The organism is Paraburkholderia sp. J7, assembly GCF_905220155.1.
Taxonomy (GTDB): domain Bacteria; phylum Pseudomonadota; class Gammaproteobacteria; order Burkholderiales; family Burkholderiaceae; genus Paraburkholderia.
In genome coordinates this window covers 88,897-108,552 of the sequence record NZ_CAJMYZ010000006.1, presented here as the reverse complement: position 1 = coordinate 108,552, position 19,656 = coordinate 88,897, and the positions used below count along the sequence as shown (strand labels likewise).

At 62.8% G+C, this 19,656-nt stretch carries 18 protein-coding genes; 12 read left to right on the top strand and 6 right to left on the bottom strand.

The window, feature by feature from the left end; translation table 11 throughout:
* Positions 1–31: 31 nt before the first annotated feature.
* The 5 genes from U5A58_RS11815 to U5A58_RS11790 all read right to left on the bottom strand — a co-directional run bounded on the left by U5A58_RS11815 (position 32) and on the right by U5A58_RS11790 (position 5,203).
* On the bottom strand, positions 32–958 hold the full coding sequence (locus tag U5A58_RS11815; RefSeq protein WP_321961591.1) for a hypothetical protein: 927 nt from the start codon (positions 956–958) through the stop codon (positions 32–34).
* Positions 959–1,507: 549 nt separating this feature from the next.
* Positions 1,508–2,500, bottom strand: a complete 993-nt coding sequence (locus U5A58_RS11805) for a sugar-binding protein (protein WP_321961590.1) — start codon at positions 2,498–2,500, stop codon at positions 1,508–1,510.
* Positions 2,501–2,673: 173 nt separating this feature from the next.
* Positions 2,674–3,669: an ABC transporter permease gene (locus U5A58_RS11800; protein ID WP_321961589.1), complete on the bottom strand. Its 996-nt coding sequence runs from the start codon at positions 3,667–3,669 to the stop codon at positions 2,674–2,676.
* 108 nt (positions 3,670–3,777) lie between these two features.
* Positions 3,778–4,518, bottom strand: a complete 741-nt coding sequence (locus U5A58_RS11795; protein ID WP_321961588.1) for an ATP-binding cassette domain-containing protein — start codon at positions 4,516–4,518, stop codon at positions 3,778–3,780.
* A gap of 211 nt (positions 4,519–4,729) precedes the next feature.
* The gene (locus tag U5A58_RS11790) at positions 4,730–5,203 is read right to left on the bottom strand and encodes an Lrp/AsnC family transcriptional regulator (protein ID WP_158757692.1); all 474 of its coding nucleotides are present in this window, start codon (positions 5,201–5,203) and stop codon (positions 4,730–4,732) included.
* Positions 5,204–5,457: 254 nt separating this feature from the next.
* On the opposite strand from U5A58_RS11790, the gene U5A58_RS11785 reads away from it, so the two are divergent.
* From U5A58_RS11785 to U5A58_RS11730, 12 genes are all read left to right on the top strand, one after another.
* Positions 5,458–6,852, top strand: a complete 1,395-nt coding sequence (locus U5A58_RS11785; protein WP_321961587.1) for an amino acid permease — start codon at positions 5,458–5,460, stop codon at positions 6,850–6,852.
* Between the two features lie 43 nt (positions 6,853–6,895).
* Positions 6,896–8,092, top strand: a complete 1,197-nt coding sequence (locus tag U5A58_RS11780) for an amino acid aminotransferase (protein WP_321961586.1) — start codon at positions 6,896–6,898, stop codon at positions 8,090–8,092.
* Between the two features lie 485 nt (positions 8,093–8,577).
* Positions 8,578–8,988, top strand: coding sequence for a DnaJ family domain-containing protein (locus U5A58_RS11775; protein WP_321961585.1), 411 nt, complete (start codon positions 8,578–8,580; stop codon positions 8,986–8,988).
* Between the two features lie 65 nt (positions 8,989–9,053).
* Entirely contained in the window at positions 9,054–9,680 is a 627-nt protein-coding gene (gene tadA / locus U5A58_RS11770) for a tRNA adenosine(34) deaminase TadA (protein WP_415774215.1), read from the top strand.
* A 25-nt stretch (positions 9,681–9,705) separates the two neighbouring features.
* The gene (ldcA, locus tag U5A58_RS11765; protein ID WP_321908705.1) at positions 9,706–10,632 is read left to right on the top strand and encodes a muramoyltetrapeptide carboxypeptidase; all 927 of its coding nucleotides are present in this window, start codon (positions 9,706–9,708) and stop codon (positions 10,630–10,632) included.
* Between the two features lie 310 nt (positions 10,633–10,942).
* Entirely contained in the window at positions 10,943–11,665 is a 723-nt protein-coding gene (locus U5A58_RS11760) for a GntR family transcriptional regulator (protein ID WP_321908703.1), read from the top strand.
* A 311-nt stretch (positions 11,666–11,976) separates the two neighbouring features.
* On the top strand, positions 11,977–13,491 hold the full coding sequence (locus U5A58_RS11755; RefSeq protein ID WP_321908702.1) for an NCS1 family nucleobase:cation symporter-1: 1,515 nt from the start codon (positions 11,977–11,979) through the stop codon (positions 13,489–13,491).
* Positions 13,492–13,528: 37 nt separating this feature from the next.
* Positions 13,529–14,317, top strand: a complete 789-nt coding sequence (locus U5A58_RS11750) for an aspartate/glutamate racemase family protein (protein WP_321934850.1) — start codon at positions 13,529–13,531, stop codon at positions 14,315–14,317.
* 259 nt (positions 14,318–14,576) lie between these two features.
* Positions 14,577–15,536: an allantoinase PuuE gene (gene puuE, locus U5A58_RS11745; protein ID WP_321961583.1), complete on the top strand. Its 960-nt coding sequence runs from the start codon at positions 14,577–14,579 to the stop codon at positions 15,534–15,536.
* Positions 15,533–16,054: a 2-oxo-4-hydroxy-4-carboxy-5-ureidoimidazoline decarboxylase gene (uraD, locus tag U5A58_RS11740; protein ID WP_321961582.1), complete on the top strand. Its 522-nt coding sequence runs from the start codon at positions 15,533–15,535 to the stop codon at positions 16,052–16,054. Before puuE ends, uraD begins: the two co-directional genes overlap by 4 nt.
* A gap of 81 nt (positions 16,055–16,135) precedes the next feature.
* A complete protein-coding gene (gene alc, locus U5A58_RS11735) occupies positions 16,136–17,146 on the top strand; it encodes an allantoicase (RefSeq protein ID WP_321961581.1) in 1,011 nt (336 codons plus the stop codon).
* Between the two features lie 18 nt (positions 17,147–17,164).
* Positions 17,165–17,689, top strand: a complete 525-nt coding sequence (locus tag U5A58_RS11730; protein WP_321961580.1) for an ureidoglycolate lyase — start codon at positions 17,165–17,167, stop codon at positions 17,687–17,689.
* A 578-nt stretch (positions 17,690–18,267) separates the two neighbouring features.
* On the opposite strand, the gene U5A58_RS11725 is transcribed toward U5A58_RS11730, so the two are convergent.
* Positions 18,268–19,461: a urate hydroxylase PuuD gene (locus U5A58_RS11725; RefSeq protein ID WP_321908692.1), complete on the bottom strand. Its 1,194-nt coding sequence runs from the start codon at positions 19,459–19,461 to the stop codon at positions 18,268–18,270.
* Positions 19,462–19,656 lie beyond the last annotated feature (195 nt).

Genomic DNA, 19,656 nt, shown 5'->3' with positions numbered 1-19,656 from the left:
GGAGCACGCTGAGCGCAAGCCAGCGGGCTTTTTAGCCTCCAGACTTCCCGGTGCCAGCCGTGGGTGCTCCTGGCGAGCCCCCACCTGTATTGGCATTCCCTGCGCCCTGCGCGCTCTGGCCTGTCGGTGTCTTGGCGTCCCCGGTGCTAGCTATGAGATCTTGGAACTTCTGTTCGTATGCGTCCAGACTCGTCTTGGTGTCCTTGTCGATTTCGTCTGATCCACTGGCCGGACATTTTGTTTTCCAGAGTGTAATTACTAACTGCGTGTGCACCTGCCGTAATCCTGTCGCAATCTGCGACTGCCGTGCGAGATTGCCATTCGGATCGTAAAAGGCGATTAACGCTGCTGTCGCAGTGCCGATAGCAGGAAGTATTAGCGCAGCTATACGAATGCTTTTGCCGGGTTGTTTGTCTTTGTCGCCGAACAGCTCCATCGTGCTGAGACTCACAAAAATGGTGGTCAGCAATCCGATCCCGATCGTGAGGAACGCACCGATCTGAGCGGTGCTATACGCCGTGTCGACCTTTGACGCAGTCGCAGCGCGTTTCATTGTGATGGATTGGCTTAGTGCGGCGACGCGGTAGAAGACATCATTAACGGGATCCGACCAGTCCGTTGCGTTGAAGGTTTGACCTATCCAGACCATCTGGCGTGACAGCTCGCGTGGAATTGTGACCCCCTGCGGGAAGCAATGAGTTATCCATGCGGAGACTTGCTCATTGCTTTCATTCGCCGAGTAAGAGTCGTCGTCGCCCGGCTCGCTTTTCTTCACTTCCAGTCCTATTGGGTTGCCGCCGGTGACGAGCGATTGTAGTCGGAGGTACATCTGATGTTCGATGGATGATGGAAGAAGCCAGAGAACTCCTTGTACTACGACAAACAATGCGACAGCTATTATCAGGATGGTTGCGACGGCTTTGCCGGTGACTGTGGCCACAGCTCGGACGAAGTCCATTGCGGTCTCCAAACCAATGGGCGGATTCTTGGAAACATCTGTCCATGCAGTGGGGTCTTCCGTTCGTTGCCGCACGTAGAACTGACAAATGCGTAGCTTTGGCGCGCTCGGGACGCTTCGACCGCCCAGGTCACGCCGCGCGCCACGTCCAGACAAGCCGGTAAGTGTCTATAGAAAACACCGGTTGCGCGCCATGTGACGTCGCCGGATAGATTCCGTCCGCACGGTCGGCAGGGACGCGCATTTCGTTTTTACGGGGTTCTTCCGCCTATAAGAGGGGCGACAAATGGAAATAACCCTCCGAGGTATCGACAGTCTGATTCCGTACGCGCGAAACGCGCGCACGCATTCGGAAGAACAGATCGCGCGTATTGCGGCGAGCATCGAGGAATTCGGCATGGCTGGCGCGATCGTTGTGCGCGACGGCGTAATTGCCAAGGGCCACGGCACGCGTGCGGTCGTCCGTGTACTCGGGAGCGCTGGGAGCAAAGAGAACCCACGCACCGCAAGCCGAGCTATCCAAGCCTCGGCCCGCGCACGGCTGCGCTCTCAATGCTTGAGGCACGTATCCGCATTCTTCCACGTACACGTATCCAGCCCAGTGTGAATAATCGGCTTCACTGTCTTCCCTTCCGCCAGATCACGCATCACCATCGCCGCCTGATAGCCCATTTCCTCAGGCCGCTGCCCAACCAGCACGTTGACCTTATGATCCTTGAGCGCCTGCAGCTCAGGCCCCAGCGTATCGGCTGAAACGATCACGAACTGGCCGCTGTTGATCTTGTCCATGATCGGCGCGACAACCTGCGAATACGCCTCAGGCGCAAAGAGCGGCCAGCCGCCCTCAAGCACGAACGCCTGGAGACTAGTGGCGTTCGCGGTAAGCGTGTCCTGCATCATCTGGTTCGCTTTCGCGGCGTCGTCGTTCACGTAAAGCGGGCAGGCGCTGATCTCATGCCAGTTGTTCTCGCCAGCAAGCTTCTTGACGCCCTTCTTGCCAGAAAGCACATCACGCGTCCCCTGAGCGCGCTGGTTGATGTTCTCGGCCGCGGGGTTGCCCATCACGAGGCAGATGTTGCCGCCCTTGGGCATGAGCATCTTCAACTGCTCGCCGAGCTTCACGCCCAGTTCGTAGTTGTCGGTGCCCACATACGCCTTGCGCAGCGACTGGTCCTTCGGCAGCAGATCGGCGTCGGCGGTGATGATCGGGATCTTCGTGCTGCGGCGGCGGATCACCTCAGCGATGGCTGGCGCGTTCGAAGGCGATATCGCAATCGCCGCGACGCCCTTGGTCAGCAGGTCGTCGACGATCTGCACTTCGGCGCTTTCGTCGGCCGCCGTGGCTGGGCCGGTGTAGTAGCAGTTGTAGCCCTCTTTGCCGAGTTCCTTGTTCGCCCGGTCGCAACCCTGTTTCATGAGGTCGAAGTAAGGATTGTCGAGGCCCTTCACGACCAGCGCGAGGGTCTTGTCGGCTGCGTAGGCGGAAGAGGCCAGCATGGCGAGCCCTCCGATCGCAGCGAAATACTTCCACGCATTCTTCATGGTTTCCTCCTGTTCGGCGCCGGTTGTGCGGCGCGCGTGTCTCGTACAGTCTTCGTCATCGGAAGGAAAGCCCGCGCCCGTGCCTTGGGCTTCCTGCGGAACCTTGCGTTATGTGTGATGGCTGGCGTCCGGCGGTTCCGCGTGCAGTCCGGCCGCGCCTCCCTGAAAACGGTTCAGTCTCCTTGTCGCTCGCCGCCGAGCCGGTTGAGCAGCACGGCGATGATGATGAAGCCGCCCACCACGGTGCCCTGCCAGAACGAGTCGACGCCGAGCAGGATCAGGCTGTTGCGGATCACTTCGATGAGCGCGGCGCCGACTATCGTGCCGAAGGCGCTGCCCACGCCCCCCGCGAGATTGGTGCCGCCGATCACCGTGGCGGCGATCACACGCAGTTCGTCGCCGGTACCCAGGCCAGTGGTCACCGCGCCGAGCCAGCCCACTTCCAGAATGGCCGCGACGCCCGCCATCAGGCCGCCCAGCACATAGACCGAACAGATCACGCGCCGCACCGGCACGCCGGTGAGATTCGCCGCATGACGATTCCCGCCAACCGCGAATACGTAGCGGCCCCAGCGCGTGAAGGCGAAGGCGAACCAGAACAGCACGCCGAGGACGATCAGGAACCACACGGGATTGGCCACGCCGAGTGTCTTGCCGCCGCCGAGCACGAGGAGCTTGTGGCCGTCGGGTCCGAATTCGAAGATGGTGCGGCTGCCGGAGATCACGAGCGCTAGACTGCGGCCCACGCTGAGCATCCCCAGCGTCACGACAAAAGGCTGCATGTTGAGATACGCGATGAGCAGGCCGTTCACGAGCCCGACCAGGCCGGCGGTGAGCAGGCCGAGGCCAATGCCGGCCCAGATCGGATAGCCCGCGTTCATGACGACCGAAAGCACGATGCCGCTCAGGCCAATCGTCGAGCCGACCGAAATGTCGATGCCGCCCGTGATGATGATGGCCATCATCCCAAGCGCGACGATGGCGACGAAGGCGAAGTTGCGCGTGACGTTGAAGAGATTCTGCTGCGTGGCGAACGTCGAAGTGACGAACGAAAGCAGGACACAGGCGATCAGCGTAGCCAGCACGACCCAGAACACCTGGCTCGCGATCAGTGCACTCCAGCGTGTGTGGGTCTTCGCGGATTGGGGATCGTCGAGCACTGTTGGCATCGCATTTGGCCTTTGCGGCGCATCGTTCAATTTCAGGTCTCCTGTCGGCCGCACTTGGCGCTTCAGCGCTTGGTGCGGCCCCATGCAACGCAGTCGCGCGGGTCGGCTTCAGGCGGCGGCGATGGCTCCGGTAATCAGGCCGGTGACTTCCTCCGGCGAAGACGCAGCGGTTTGTTTGTCCGCTACCTTGCGCCCGCGCCGCATGACAACCACGCGGTGGGCGACCTCGAAAACGTCAGGCATGCGGTGACTGATGAGAATGACGGCAATGCCGTGCTCGGACAGGCGTTTGATGAGGTCGAGCACCTGCGCCACCTGGCGCACGCTGATCGCAGCGGTGGGTTCGTCCATGAGCACGAGTCGCGCGTCAGACAGACGCGTGCGCGCAATCGCCACGGCCTGCCGCTGGCCGCCCGACATCTGCCGGACGAGATCGCGCGGGCGCGTTTCGGACTTCAGTTCCTTGAAAAGCTCGGCGGCGCGCCGGTACATGGCCGCGTGATCGAGCACGCGAAAGGGCCATATGCCGATGCGCGGCTCGCGTCCGAGAAAAACATTGGCCGCCGCCGTGAGGTTGTCGCAGAGGGCGAGGTCCTGATACACGACCTCGATGCCCTTCGCGCGGGCGTCCACGGGCCGGCTGAAATGAACGGGCTTGCCGTCGATGAGCACTTCGCCATGGGAGGGCGGGAAGTTGCCGGCGATGACTTTCACCAGCGTCGATTTTCCGGCCCCGTTGTCGCCCATCAGTCCGACCACCTGGCCGGGTTCCAGGCTCAGCGTCACGTCGGTCAGCGCTTGAATGGCGCCGAAGTGCCTGGAAACGCCTCTGAGTTCAAGAAGACTCATGGACTGTCGCGCTCGCGCTTGTGAAGCCGCTCGCTGCAGTGTCCAGGGCGGCCGGGAGACATGCTGACTAGCCTGTTTTTTAGAGCACGATGGGGCTTTTAGCAAGACTATTTCATCAGCCGGTCCTGCGGCGCCTCTAAAAGGGCGCCGATGAGATAAAATTGCGTTTTCGCCGAAAAACTCCGCCAGACGGACCTGGCGCGCGTTAGTCTCAGGCTTCCAGCGGCATCGCACTCGTCCCCTTGAGTTCATCAAGACAGACGATCGATTGCACGCTGTTCACGCCGGGCGCGCGCATCAGCGTATCGAGCAGGAATTCGGATAGCGCCTTCAGATCGCGCGCCACCACCTTCAGCACGTAGTCGATATCGCCAGTCACGGAGTAGCACTCCTGCACCTGCGGCAACGTTGCGACGAGTTCCTTGAACTTCATGAGCTCGCGCATGTGCCCGCGTTCCATCGTTACCTGAATGAAGGCGACCACGCCGAAGCCGAGCGCCTGCGCGTCGAGACGCGTCTCATAGCGCCGGATCACGCCGAGTTCTTCGAGGCGCCGGTGACGGCGCAGCGTCTGCGCGGGCGAGAGCTTGATCGCGGCCGCGAGTTCGAGGTTCGAGGCGCGGCCGTGTTCCTGCAGTGCGGCGAGCAGCCGCATGTCGATCGTATCGAGCGCGAGATTTTGCATTTATCTTGCGTGAGATGGGTTTAAGGCGAGAGGGAATTGTATCAATCAGGGTTTGCCTGCGTACGAGATGAAATCATATTTTTCCGCGCCAACTATACACTGGGCGCACCCGATCGGGCTGGCGGCCCATACCGCCAAGCCTGGCAGCGCGGCAACGCAGAACGTTGCGTGCGCAATTTTATTTCGTGGAGCGGAGCCGGCGTCCTATCCGGATGCCTGGACCCCGCGCCGATAAGTCGGAGACAGGAAGAGACATGGTTTCAAACGACACGCGTGAAAATCGCGGCCAGCTAAAACGCGGCCTCAAGAATCGCCACATCCAGCTCATTGCGCTGGGCGGGGCGATCGGCACGGGCCTGTTCCTCGGCATCGCGCAGACGATCCAGACCGCCGGCCCTTCGGTGCTGCTCGGCTACGGCGTTGCCGGGATCATCGCGTTCTTCATCATGCGGCAGCTGGGCGAGATGGTCGTGGATGAGCCCGTCGCCGGTTCGTTCAGCTATTTCGCCGACAAGTATTTCGGCCCGTTCGCGGGCTTTCTCTCCGGCTGGAACTACTGGGTGCTCTACGTGCTCGTGAGCATGGCCGAGCTTTCGGCGGTCGGCATCTACATGCACTACTGGTGGCCGACGCTGCCCACGTGGGTCTCGGCGCTCGTGTTCTTCGTCCTGATCAACGGCATCAACCTCACGAGCGTCAAGTCGTACGGCGAACTCGAATTCTGGTTCGCGATCATCAAGGTGCTGGCGATCGTCGGCATGATCGCCTTCGGCGGCTGGCTGCTGTTTTCGGGCTCGGCCGGTCCCGAAGCGAGCGTCTCGAACCTTTGGCGCAACGGCGGTTTCTTCCCTCACGGCGTTTCGGGTCTCGTCATGGCCATGGCCGTCGTGATGTTCTCGTTCGGAGGACTGGAGCTTGTCGGCATTACCGCAGCAGAGGCTGACGATCCTTCGCATAGCATTCCACGCGCGACGAATCAGGTGATCTACCGCATCCTGATTTTCTACATCGGCGCGCTCGGCGTGCTGCTTTCGCTCTACCCGTGGCAGAAGGTCGTGGCTGGCGGCAGCCCGTTCGTGCTGATCTTCCACGCGATGAACAGCGACCTCGTGGCCAACGTGCTCAATGTCGTCGTGCTGACGGCCGCGCTCTCGGTCTACAACAGCGGTGTGTACTGCAATAGCCGCATGCTGTTCGGCCTCGCCCAGCAGGGCAATGCACCGAAGGCGCTGCTCAAGGTGAGCCGGCGCGGCATTCCGCTCACGGCGCTTGGTGTATCGGCGTTCGTCACGGCTGCCTGCGTGATCATCAACTACTTCATGCCGGGCAAGGCGTTCGAACTGCTGATGGGCCTCGTCGTGTCGGCGCTCATCATCAACTGGGCGATGATCAGCCTGATTCACCTGAAATTCCGCCGCGAGAAGGCGCGTACCGGCCAGACGACCACGTTCCGCAGCCTCGGCTATCCGCTGACGAATTACGTGTGCCTCGTGTTCCTCGGCGGGATTCTCGTTGTAATGTATCTGATTCCGGATCTTCGGATTTCCGTGTACCTGATTCCGGTCTGGCTGGGCGTGCTTGGGCTCGCCTACCGTCTGTGGTGCCGCAAGTCGGCGCCGGCGCTGCAGCGTGGCGTGCCGGCTCCGTAAGCGCTGATATTCGTCCCGAATTTCGTCCAGAGAGTTAAACAGCATGTTCGAACACATCGATGCCTACCCCGGCGACCCGATCCTCTCGCTCAACGAGAACTTTCAGAAGGACCCGCGTCAGAACAAGGTCAATCTGAGCATTGGCATTTACTTCGACGACGAAGGCCGTCTGCCCGTCATGAAGGCCGTTCACAAGGCCGAGGCGGCGATTCTCGAAGAGCCGGGTCCGAAGCCGTATCTGCCGATGGCGGGTTTCGCGCAGTACCGCGACGCCGTGCAGGCACTGGTGTTCGGCGCTGAGTGCCCGTCGCGCGCGGCCGGCCGCATCGCGACCGTGCAGACGCTGGGCGGCTCGGGCGCGCTCAAGGTCGGCGCCGATTTCATCAAGCGCTATTTCGCGACCAGCCAGGTATGGGTGAGCGATCCGACGTGGGAGAACCACCGCTTTATCTTCGAGCGTGCGGGGTTCACGGTGAACACGTACCCGTACTACGACGAGCTGACGGGCGGCCTGAAGTTCGAGGCGATGCTCTCGTCCATCGACGCGCTGCCGGCGAAGAGCGTCGTGCTGCTCCACGCGTGCTGCCACAACCCGACGGGCGTCGATCTGGACCGCGGGCAGTGGGAGCAACTGATCGACGTGCTGCAAAAGCGCGATCTGCTGCCGTTCGTCGATATGGCGTATCAGGGCTTCGGCGCGGGCCTCGAGGACGACGCGTTCGCGGTGCGCGAACTCTCGCGCCGAGGTGTGCCGGCGCTGGTGGCGAATTCGTTCTCGAAGAACTTCTCGCTCTATGGCGAGCGTTGCGGCGGCCTGCACGTGATCTGCGAGGACGCGGCGGCGGCCGACCGTGTGCTCGGTCAGCTCACGGGCTCGGTGCGCTCGAACTACAGCAATCCGCCGACTCACGGCGCGAAGATCGTCACGCGTGTGCTCAACACACCGGAACTGAAGGCGTCGTGGGAGCAGGAGCTGGCGGCGATGTGCGAGCGCATTGCGCGCATGCGCGTGGCGATTCACGACGGCCTGCGCGCGCATGCGAGCGAAGCGGCGCTCGCGCGCTACGTGAAGCAGCGCGGCATGTTCACGTACACGGGCTTGAGCGAGAAGCAAGTCGAGCGCCTGAAGGAAGAATTCGGCGTGTATATCCTGCGCTCGGGCCGCATGTGCGTGGCCGGCCTGAATGAGAAGAACGTGAGCGTTGTGGTCGACGCGGTCGGCAAGGTGATGAAGGACTGAGGGCAGGGCCGAAAGCCCGTCAATCCTTCTAGCGCCGCTGGGGAGCCGGTACAAGCCGGGCGTTCCAGCGGCGCTTTTTGCATCTGGCGGTCAGAATCGCATGCCGGCGCCGCATCCACCGGCAATGCCGCCGCCGCTGCCGCCTGCCGCTCCGCAGAACACGCCGCAGCCCGAAAGACTGGCGGTGAGCAGGAGGCAGAGGGTGACGAGGCGAAGTCGCCGCGTAGCGGGCCGTTTGAGGCGGATGTGTTGTTTCATCATCGAGGGTGAAGAGGGCGTGGCGGGTCTAACCGCTTAACAATACGCCTCGGCCGCAGCCCCGTGCCATCAGACAATTCCAGGTTTCGTCGTCTGCGGCCATTCATCCCGCATCAAACCCCAAGCCTGTCAAGCCGTAGGAAGTAGATGACACACATGCCAGCGGCGCACGGTCTTCCAGGTCTTACCCTGATAGAATGCGTGGGCCGCAACGTAGTGGATTGCTGATGAAATTGCTTGATGCCCTCGTCGAACAACGGATTGCCGCCGCAGCCGCGCGCGGTGACTTCGACGACCTGCCCGGCGCCGGTGCGCCGCAGGCGCTCGACGACGACCTGCTCGTGCCCGAAGAAGTGCGCATAGCCCACCGCATCCTGAAGAATGCGGGGTTCGTGCCGCCCGCAGTCGAACAACTGCGGGCCTTGCGCGACCTCGAAGACGACCTCGCCGCCGTGGGCGACAAGGCCGCGCAATGCCGCCTGCGCGCGCGCATGCTCGCGCTCGACATGGCGCTCGAATCCTTGCGCGGCGGCCCGATGGTCGTGCCGCACGAATATCGCCGCCGCATTGCGGAGCGTCTGTCCGAACGTGCCGCCGGCGAGTCCGGTCAGCTGGCGCTCTCGGCGGGGGCGGCGTGACGGGCTCTCCCGTTCAGCCACACGCCCCCGGCGGCGAGCGCGAAGAGGCGCACCCGGCTGCCAGTCTGAAGGCTGGACCGGCTCCCGCCGATTCGCTCGCGCCGGCGTCCGGGGCCGCTTCACAAACCGCTTCCCAACCCGATCCCGTCTCCGAGCGCGACCAGCATTTCATGCGCCTCGCGCAGGCCGCAGCCGAACAGGCGCGCGCTGCCGGCGAAGTACCCGTGGGCGCGGTGCTCGTGCGCGGTGACGAAGTGATTGCTTCGGGCTTCAATCACCCGATCGGCGCGCACGATCCGTCTGCGCACGCGGAAATGGCGGCGTTGCGCGCGGGCGCTCACGCGCTGGGTAACTACCGCTTGCCCGGCTGCGAACTCTATGTGACCCTTGAACCGTGCCTGATGTGCGCCGGCGCGATCATGCACGCGCGTATCGCACGCGTGGTGTTCGGCGCCCATGATCCAAAAACCGGCGCATGCGGCAGCGTGGTCGATGCCTTTGCCAACGAGCAGTTGAATCACCACACGAGTGTGTCCGGCGGTGTGCTGGCGGACGAGTGCGGCGAGGCGTTGCGATCATTCTTCGCCGACCGGCGCCGTGCGAGCCGGGAAGCGCGCCGTGCAGCTCGCGCACAGGCCGAGGAAGCGCAGGGAGGAACCGGCGTAGCCGGTCCGAACGAACCCGCGGGTTGAATCTCACGGTTGAATCGAATTCGACATGACCATTCATCGCACCATCGAACTGATCGCACCGTCTGGTTATCCGCACGACCCGGAAGCGGTGCACCGCGGGCTCGCACGGTTGCGCGCGCAGGGCCATCACGTCGACGGCGTGCAGGCGACCGAGCGGCGCTATCAGCGTTTTGCCGGCACAGATGGCCAGCGCGCGGCCGAACTGAATCGCCTGGCCGACCCGTCGCGCGATTTGCCGGACATCGTGCTCGCCGTGCGCGGGGGCTACGGCGCAGTGCGCATCCTCCACGGCCTCGACTACGACGGACTGCAGCGGCGCTTGAAGGACCAGCCCATTGCGTTTGTGGGGCATAGCGACTTCACCGCCGTTCAGCTCGCGCTGCTCGCGCGCGCCGGGCTCACGACGTTCGGCGGTCCGATGCTGTGCAGCGACTTCGGCGCCGAAAGCCTGAGTAGTTTCACGATGCATCACTTCTGGGACGCGCTCTCGAAACCGAGCTACACGCTCAAGGTGAATGCGCCCCAGGCTCAATCGACGAATGTTTCGGGCACGCTCTGGGGCGGCAATCTGGCGGTGCTGACTTCGTTGATCGGCACGCCTTATCTGCCGCCTGTCGAGGGCGGTATCCTGTTCGTGGAAGACGTGAACGAGCAGCCGTTTCGCATCGAGCGCATGATTTACCAGTTGCACCTGGCCGGCATTCTCGCGCGTCAGCAAGCGCTGGTGCTGGGCGACTTTTCGGGCCACAAGCAGTTCGATTACGACAACGGCTACGATCTGCGTGAAATGGTGGAGCAGGTGCGCGCTTTGGTTGGCATTCCGGTGGTGACGGGCCTGCCGTTCGGCCATATTCCGGATATGGTCACGTTGCCGATGGGCGCGCCGGCACAACTGAGCAGCACGGCTCATGGCTTCGAGTTGACCGTGAGCGATTATCCGTATTTGAGCTGATTCCGCACTACCACAGAAGCGCTTTCGGGCGCTTTTTTTATGGGCTATTACGCAACTAACGGCCAGATCCAAGCGGCGTCCGACCATGTTCATTGCAACGCTTCTTCCGTAAATTGTTGACAAAAAAATGTGACCGAGTTGGGGCGGGGAATCACCATGCAGGTGCTGAATTCCCCGAAATAAAGCGCATTTCACCGATAAGAAGCATGTGGCAGCAGGTGCGTGCGTGGGGATCTTCCCCAGGTTCGCCCAAAAAATTGTTGACAATATTTATGTCCAACCTAGGATACCCAACATAGAGACCCGAGCCATGGCAAAGACCGATATCGACGCCGAAGCAACCGGCATGAAGCCCGAAGCCATCGCCGCGCGAATCCGCGCAGCGATTCTCGAGCACCGGCTGCCGCCAGGCGCGAAGTTGACGGAAGCACAGTTGTGCGAAGTATTCGGCGTGAAGCGCGGCCCGATCCGCCAGGCGCTCGCGCTGCTTGCGAAGGACCATCTCGTGGATCTGGAGCCCAATCGTGGCGCGTTCGTCGCAAGCCCGACGCTGCAGGAAGTGCACGAGGTGTTTGAAATGCGGCGGATCATCGAGTTGGCCGTGGTGGGGCGAATTTGCAGCGCGCAGCATGGCAACCGTCGTTTGAAAAGCATCGGCGAGACGATCCGGCGCGAGCGCAAGGCTTTTGAAGGGCGCGACTTTCCGACGTGGATCCGGCTTTCGGGCGAATTCCATACGTCGCTCGCCACGCTCACCGGCAATACGGTGCTGTGCGATTGCCTCAATGGACTCGTGGCGCGTTCGACATTGATTTCGGCGCTCTACGAATCGCCGGGCCGCAGCCCGTGTTCGTTCGACGACCACGAGGCGATTCTCGCGGCGCTCGAGGCCGGAAACGAGAAAGAGGCAGTCGAGCTCATGGTGCGCCATTTGCAGGGTGTCGAGCTTCGGATGCTTGACCGGCCGGCAGGCGCTTCGGTCGATTTACAGGAAGTGTTCGGCGCTCGCGAGGCGGCTGCGCACGGACGCTGAGCGGCTTCTGAGGCGGCACTGAAGCGGGACTTGAAGCGGATTGCGGTAAAGGATTGCAGTAATGCGCGGCGGCTCACGACGTACGGTGGCCGCCGCGGCTGAAAAGGATGGAGTGGGGCGCATGCCGTGCATGCGTACGGCTCACACAGGCACAGCGTTACAGGGCGCCCGCAAGCGGCGACCGGTGCGGTGCCTGCAAGGGCCAAACCATTCGGGGATATCGCGGCGGCCGCGTCCAGCGGCGGTACGCACGCGTTTCGAGGCGTTCAGGCGTCTTTTTTCCGTCGGCAAATCCATCCAAGGAGCGGATCATGGCTCAGTTCAGCGCGTCACCTGGCAGTCCGGCAGTGCCCAATTTCGAATCTGGCGAAAGCAGCGAGTCCGCAGAAAACCTGCGCTTGCCGGCCGGCTACAGCGAGCGGCTCTACAACCACGACCTCGCGCCGCTCAAGGAGCAGACCTGGGGCGCGTACAACATCTTCGCGTTCTGGATGTCCGACGTGCATAGCGTCGGCGGCTATGTGTTCGCGGGGAGCCTCTTCGCGCTTGGCCTCACGAGCTGGCAAGTGCTCGTAGCGCTGATCGTCGGCATCTCCATCGTCAACGTGCTTTGCAACCTGATCGCGCGGCCCAGCCAGCGTCACGGCGTACCGTACCCGGTGGCCTGTCGCGGTACCTTCGGCGTGCTTGGCGCCAATATTCCCGCTGTGATTCGTGGTCTTATCGCCGTGGCGTGGTACGGCATCCAGACCTATCTTGCTTCGAGCGCGCTCGTGATCGTCGTGCTCAAGTTCGTTCCGCAACTCATGCCTTATGCCGATGTGCACAAGCACGGCCTGCTTGGGCTGTCGGCTGTTGGCTGGGCCGGCTTCATGACGCTTTGGGTGCTTCAGGCCCTGGTGTTCTGGAACGGCATGGAGACCATCAAGAAGTTCATCGACTTCGCGGGCCCGGCGGTGTACGTCGTGATGTTCGCGCTCGCGGGCTACATGGTGTATCGCGCGGGCTGGCACAACATTGGTCTGAATCTCGGCGGCGTGAAGTATCACGGTGCGGAAGTGATTCCCGTGATGATCACGGCGATCTCGCTCGTGGTGTCGTACTTCTCGGGACCGATGCTCAATTTCGGCGACTTCTCGCGCTACGGCAAGTCGCTCAAGAGCGTTCACAAGGGCAACTTCTGGGGGCTGCCGGTCAACTTCCTCGCATTCTCGCTCGTCACGGTCATCACGACGTCGGCCACGCTTCCTGTGTTCGGAGAACTGATTACCGATCCCGTCGAAACGGTCGGCCGCATCGACCACCCCACCGCTGTGATTCTCGGTGCACTCACGTTCACGATTGCGACCATCGGCATCAACATCGTCGCGAACTTCGTTTCGCCCGCGTTCGATTTTTCCAATGTCGCACCGCGCCTCATCAGCTGGCGTGCGGGGGGCATGCTTGCTGCCGTGGCCTCGATCTTCATCACGCCGTGGAATCTCTTCAACAACCCGGCTGTGATCCACTACACGCTCGACATACTCGGTGCTTTCATTGGGCCTCTGTATGGTGTCCTGATCATCGACTTCTATCTCGTGAAGCGTGGACGTCTTGCCGTGGATGATCTCTATTCGGTGTCGCCGAAGGGCGCGTACTGGTATCGCAACGGCGTGAACTGGCGTGCGGTGTCGGCCTTGCTGCCCGCAGCGGTGATCGCGATTCTCTGCGTGATGGTGCCGTCGCTCGGAGGTGCCGCGAACTTCTCGTGGTTCATTGGCGCAGCGCTCGGCGCGTTGTTCTATCGCGCGCTCACGATGGGCGAACGCGCTCGCGCAAAGGCATGAGCGGCACGCAAAACCAGGCATCGACGAAGGAATCGAAATGCGCATCAAACTGATCAATCCGAACACCACGCAGCGTATGACCGCAGCGATGGAGCAGTGCGCGCGTGCCGTGATCGCACCGGGCACGGAGGTGGTGGCGGTGAGCCCGACGATGGGCCCGCCGTCGATCGAAGGCTATTACGACGAGGCGCTCGCCACACCTGGCCTGCTCGCCGAAGTGGAGGCGGGCGAGCGCGAAGGCTTCGACGGCTACGTGATCGCGTGTTTTGGCGACCCTGGCCTCTACGCGGCGCGCGAGTTGGCTCGCGGGCCCGTCGTGGGCATCGCGGAAGCCGCGATGCATGCGGCGAGCGTGCTCGCGCCCGGCTTCTCGGTCGTCACGACGCTCTCGCGCACCCGTGCAATGGCCTGGCATCTCGCAGAGCGCTATGGCATGACGCGTTTTTGCCGCAACGTGCGTGCAATCGACGTGGCCGTGCTCGAACTCGATGAGCCGGGATCGGCCGCGCGCCGCGCGATCGTCGAAGAGTGCCGCCGTGCGCTCGAGGAAGATGGCGCGGACGCCATTGTGCTGGGTTGCGCGGGCATGACGAGTTTGTGCGCGCAAGTGGAGGACGCGCTGGGCGTGCCCGTGGTGGACGGTGTGACGGCCGCCGTGAAATGGGTGGAGGCGCTCGTCGCACTGCGCCTGACGACCGCCAAGCGGGGTGACTTCGCGCGGCCGCTGGCCAAGCGTTACGACGGCGATTTCGCGCGCTTCAGCCCGACCAACCCCGCGCCGGTCACGGAGACGCCGCCGCCCGTGCGCCCGCTGCGCTACGGGTAAACGTGTAACGCCTGTGAGCCGATGTGGACGCCCATCTGTCCGGCAAACCGGGCGGCCACATACACCTCGCTTGACCCGTACTATCTGAGCGTGCGTATGGGCGCGTACGGGTGATTTCGCTACACTGAACCGGTCCTGTAAGCAGGTTGCGCGGACCGTCCGCCAGGCCTGGCCAAGCAGCGCCGGCGGCCGCTTCACGGCGCCTCGCCGTTGCGCGGATATTTCGTCTCATCCTCTCTATTCGATTGATTCGACCAGCATGCCACTCGATCCCCAATATCCCCGCGATCTGATCGGTTATGGCCGGTATCCAGTGCAGGCCAACTGGCCCGGCCAGGCGCGCGTCGCGGTGCAGTTCGTGCTCAACTACGAAGAAGGCGGCGAAAACTGCGTGCTGCACGGCGACCCCGGCTCCGAACAGTTCCTCTCCGAAATCGTGGGCGCGGCTGCGTATCCCGCGCGCCACATGAGCATGGAGTCGATCTACGAATATGGTTCGCGTGCGGGCGTGTGGCGCATCCTGCGCGAATTCGAAAAGCGCGGTTTGCCGCTTACCGTGTTCGGCGTGGGCATGGCGATCGAGCGTCATCCCGAAGTCGCGCGCGCATTCGTCGAGCTGGGCCACGAGATCGCGTGCCACGGCTACCGCTGGATTCATTACCAGGACGTTTCGCCGGCCAAAGAAGCCGAGCACATGAAGCTCGGCATGCAAGCGATCGAGCGCGTGACAGGTGTGCGCCCGCTCGGCTGGTACACGGGCCGCGACAGCCCGAATACACATCGTCTGGTGGCCGAGTATGGCGGCTTCCTCTACGACTCCGATTACTACGGCGACGACCTGCCTTTCTGGATGGACGTGGAAGTCACGGGCGGCAAGACGGTGCCGCAACTGATCGTGCCTTACACGCTCGACACGAACGACATGCGCTTCGCGTCGCCCCAGGGCTTCAACACGGCGGACCACTTCTTCACGTACTTGCGCGACGCGTTCGACGTGCTCTACGAAGAAGGCGACGAGGCGCCGAAGATGCTGTCGATCGGCATGCACTGCCGGCTGCTCGGGCGCCCGGGGCGTTTTCGTGCGCTGCAGCGCTTTCTCGATCACATCGAAAAACATGAGCGCGTGTGGGTCACGCGCCGCGTGGACATCGCGCGCCACTGGCGCGAGCATCATCCCTATCAACCGCAGCAGAACGACCACCGCGGGGCCGCCGCATGAAGGCAATGCACTACACCCTCGAACAGCTGAATCAAGCTTCGGCCGACGCCTTCGTGGCGGCGCTTTCGGGCATCTTCGAGCACTCGCCCTGGGTGGCCGAAGCGGCCGCGCGGCAGCGCCCGTTTGCAAGCATCGACGCGCTGCATCGCACCATGTCGCAGGCCGTGGAAGCCTCGGGCGAGGTCAAGCAGCTTGCGCTCATTAACGCCCACCCGGAGCTTGCGGGCAAGGCTGCCGTGCGCGGCGAGCTGACTGCCGAGTCCACGCGAGAGCAAAGCGGCGCGGGCCTGAATCAGTGCACGCAGGAAGAGTTCGACAAGCTCCTCGCGCTCAACAGCGCGTATCGCGAGAAGTTCGGATTCCCATTCATTCTGGCTGTGCGTGGTTATGACCGCCACGGCATCATCGCGAACTTCGAGGCGCGCGTGAACAACAGTCGCGCCGATGAAATGCGCGCGAGCCTCGACCAGATTTACCGCATTGCGCGCTTCAGGTTGGACGAACTGATCGACGCGTAACGTGGCGATGCGCCCTCCGGTTTTTCACGAGAGGGCGCAGCGCCGTTTTGATCTACAGAAAAGACACGAAGGAAGACAACGATGGCACTCCCGACTCTCGACCCCAACGCCCCTGATTTCACGCGCCGCTTCGTGAATCTCGCGGACCCGCGCCTGGGTGCGCAGGCGCTCGAGGCGAGCGACGACTTCTTCGCACCGAAGGATCGCATGCTCAATCCGGAGGCTGCCGTCTTCATTCCGGGCAAGTACGACGAACACGGCAAGTGGATGGACGGCTGGGAAACGCGTCGCAAGCGCACGACCGGCTACGACTGGTGCATCGTGAAGCTCGCGCGCCCTGGCGTCATCAAGGGCCTCGATATCGACACGAGTCACTTTACGGGCAACTATCCGCCGGCGGCGTCGGTTGAAGGCGCGTATGTGGCGGACGGCGCCCCCACTGCGACGACGCAATGGACGGAAATCGTCCCCTCGACGTCGCTGAACGGCAATAGCCACCACTACGTGGAGGTATCGAGCGACAAGCCGTACACGCACTTGCGCGTGAACATCTATCCCGATGGCGGCATTGCGCGTCTGCGTGTGTATGGCCAGCCGCAAGTGGACTGGGCGGGCGCGAGTCGCACCGAACTGTTTGACCTGGCCGCGATGGAAAACGGCGCGTACCTCGTTGGCGCGAACAACCAGCACTTTGGCATGGCCTCCACGCTGCTCATGCCGGGCCGCGGCGTGAACATGGGCGACGGCTGGGAAACGCGCCGCCGCCGCGAGCCTGGCAACGACTGGGCGATCATCGCGCTCGCGCAACCGGGCATCATCAAGAAGATCGAAGTCGATACGGCGCACTTCAAGGGCAACTACCCCGACCGCTGCTCGTTCCAGGCCGCGCGCGTGGTCGGTGGCACGGACAGCTCGCTCGTGACCCAGGCCATGTTCTGGCCGGTGCTGCTCGGCGAGCAAAAGCTGCAAATGGACAAGCAGCACTACTTTGAGAGTGAGCTGGCCGCGCTCGGTCCGGTTACGCACGTACGCTTCAATATTTTCCCCGATGGCGGCGTTTCGCGCGTGCGTCTGTGGGGCACGCTCGCGTGATCGGGTGACGAGGCCATCATGAGTGAAACAAGGACGACGCTGACCATCGAGCCGCTCACGCGCGAGGCGTTCGCGCCATTCGGCGACGTGATCGAGCTGGCAGGCGCAAAGCAGATTCCGATTAATCTCGGTACCACAATCCGCTATCACGACCTCGCGAAAGTGGATGTCAGCGACGAAGGCGGCCGTACGCTTGTGAATCTGTTTCGCGGGCAGCCTCGCGAACTGCCGTTCGAAGTAAAGATGCTCGAGCGGCATCCGCTTGGCAGCCAGGCGTTCGTGCCGCTCAACGAGAAGCCGTATCTCGTGGTGGTCGCGCCCGCAGGCGATCTGGACGTCACGCAGATTCGCGCTTTCGTATCACGCGGTTGGCAGGGCGTGAATTATGCGAAGGGCGTCTGGCATCATCCGCTGATCGCTTTGGGCGAGGTAACCGATTTCATCGTCGTCGATCGCGGCGGCGATGGGCTCAATCTCAACGAGCAGGATTTGCCTGAGTCGCTTTGGTTGACGCAAGAGGCGATGAACGCGGCGTTACGCTGATCATCTGCATTCCCGAGCAGTCCAAAAAGCCACGACCGACGTCGTGGTTTTTTTTATGGTTGCGCGGTTCGCTTCGCTCGATGAGCCGTTGCGCCAGATTCTTGTGCGTTTGCGCGACGGTTTCACTTTCGCGGGGAGAGGGCGGCGCCGACAAGAAGAAGGCCGCGGTTGGTTCAGGAAGGCGCACACGTGGATCGATTTGCCCGCCGAGCACGAGCGCCGGTTCAATCTCGACACGCTTCGATGCGCCAACGCGCAGGCGCAGCCGCGCGTAACAGTCACGCAAGCGCGGAACATGCCCGCCATCTGATGCGTGCGCAAAGCGCAGCGACCTTTGGTGAACGCTTCTTTTGGGGGCTGTGCGCACGCACGGCGTCGATCGGGTATCCGGCTGCGTTCAGATGCCAGGGCGCTGTGACAACGAGCTGGAGCAGTTCGTCCTCGGCACGATTGCCCGAAACGCAGGCCATTCGAAACGCGCCCCTCAAAAGCAAAAGGACCCGAAGCGTATCGCACTTCGGGTCCTTCCTTTCCTGGTTGGCAGCACGCGAATCATTCGATGCGCGCTGCCGGCTACGTTACTGCTTCGCGCCCCCCTGGAACCACATCGCAATCTTTTGCCGCTCGTCGTCGGTCATGTGCGTGACGTTGCCAAGCGGCATCGCCTTGAGCGTCACAGCCTGCTGATACAGCCGCTGTGCGTTCTGCGAGATCTCGTCAGGCGTATCGAACATCACGCCGGCGGGCGCCGCGCCCATCATCGTCGGGTGAGCCGAGTGGCAGGACGCGCAGCGCTGCTGCAGGATCGGCTGGATGTCGGAGACCTTGAGCGCCGGCGCATTCGCGGCTTCGGCCTGCGGCACAACCGGGCGCGGCAGCGTCCACACCAGCGCGACGAACATCAGCGCCACGCCGCCAATCGGCAGATACCACAGCTGCTGGCCGCGGTGACGCATCACGAAGAACTGGCGAATCAGCGCGCCGGCCAGCATGATCACCACGAGCACGGCCCAGTTATAGGCGTGGGCATAGGTCATGGCGTAGTGGTTCGAGAGCATCGCGAACACCACGGGCAGCGTGAAATAGGTGTTGTGCACTGAACGCTGCTTGCCGCGCTTGCCGTAGATCGGGTTCGGCACTTCGCCCTTGAGCATCGCGGCGACCATCTTGCGCTGGCCGGGGATGATGACGAAGAACACGTTGGCCGACATGATCGTCGCAAGCATCGCACCCATGATGAGATACGCGGCGCGGCCGGAGAAGATATGGCAGGCGAGGTAAGCGGCGATCACGACGTAGATGCCCACGCACACGCCGAGCAGCTTGTCCTTCGTGCCGAGCACGCGGCACAGCGAGTCATAGACGATCCAGCCCGCGGCGAGGAAGCCGAGCGCGGAGAAGACCGCGACGACCGGACCCATGTCGAGCACGTTCTTGTCGATGAGATACGTGTTCGGCGCCATCAGATACAGCACGGTGAAAAGCGACGCGCCCGAAAGCCACGTGGTGTACGACGGCCACTTCGACCAGTGCAGGTCGTCGGGCATTTCAGGCGGCGCCACGGTGTACTTCTGCATGTTGTAGAAGCCGCCGCCGTGCACGTGCCACAGCTCGCCGAACACGCCGCGGCGGCGCTGGTTCGGGTCCGTGGGCGGTTTGAGGCTGTTGTCGAGCGCAACGAAATAGAACGACTCGCCAATCCAGGCGATCGCCGCGATGACGTGGAACCAGCGCAGTGCGAGGTTCAGCCAGTCGGTAATAAAGCCTTCCATGAAACGTCTCCAGTCCTGATGCATGGCGCGCGCGTTGGTTCGCACACGCTAACTGCGGGGTATGAGCGCGCCGTGCAGTTGCCAGGCCGTTCGCCGACCCTCGCGCTGCCGCGCCGCCGTTGTTGTTCGTATGACCTTGGGCTCGTTGAATCGGGCTTGAAGATCGCCCGCAATGCCCTTTGAGAATGTGCTGCG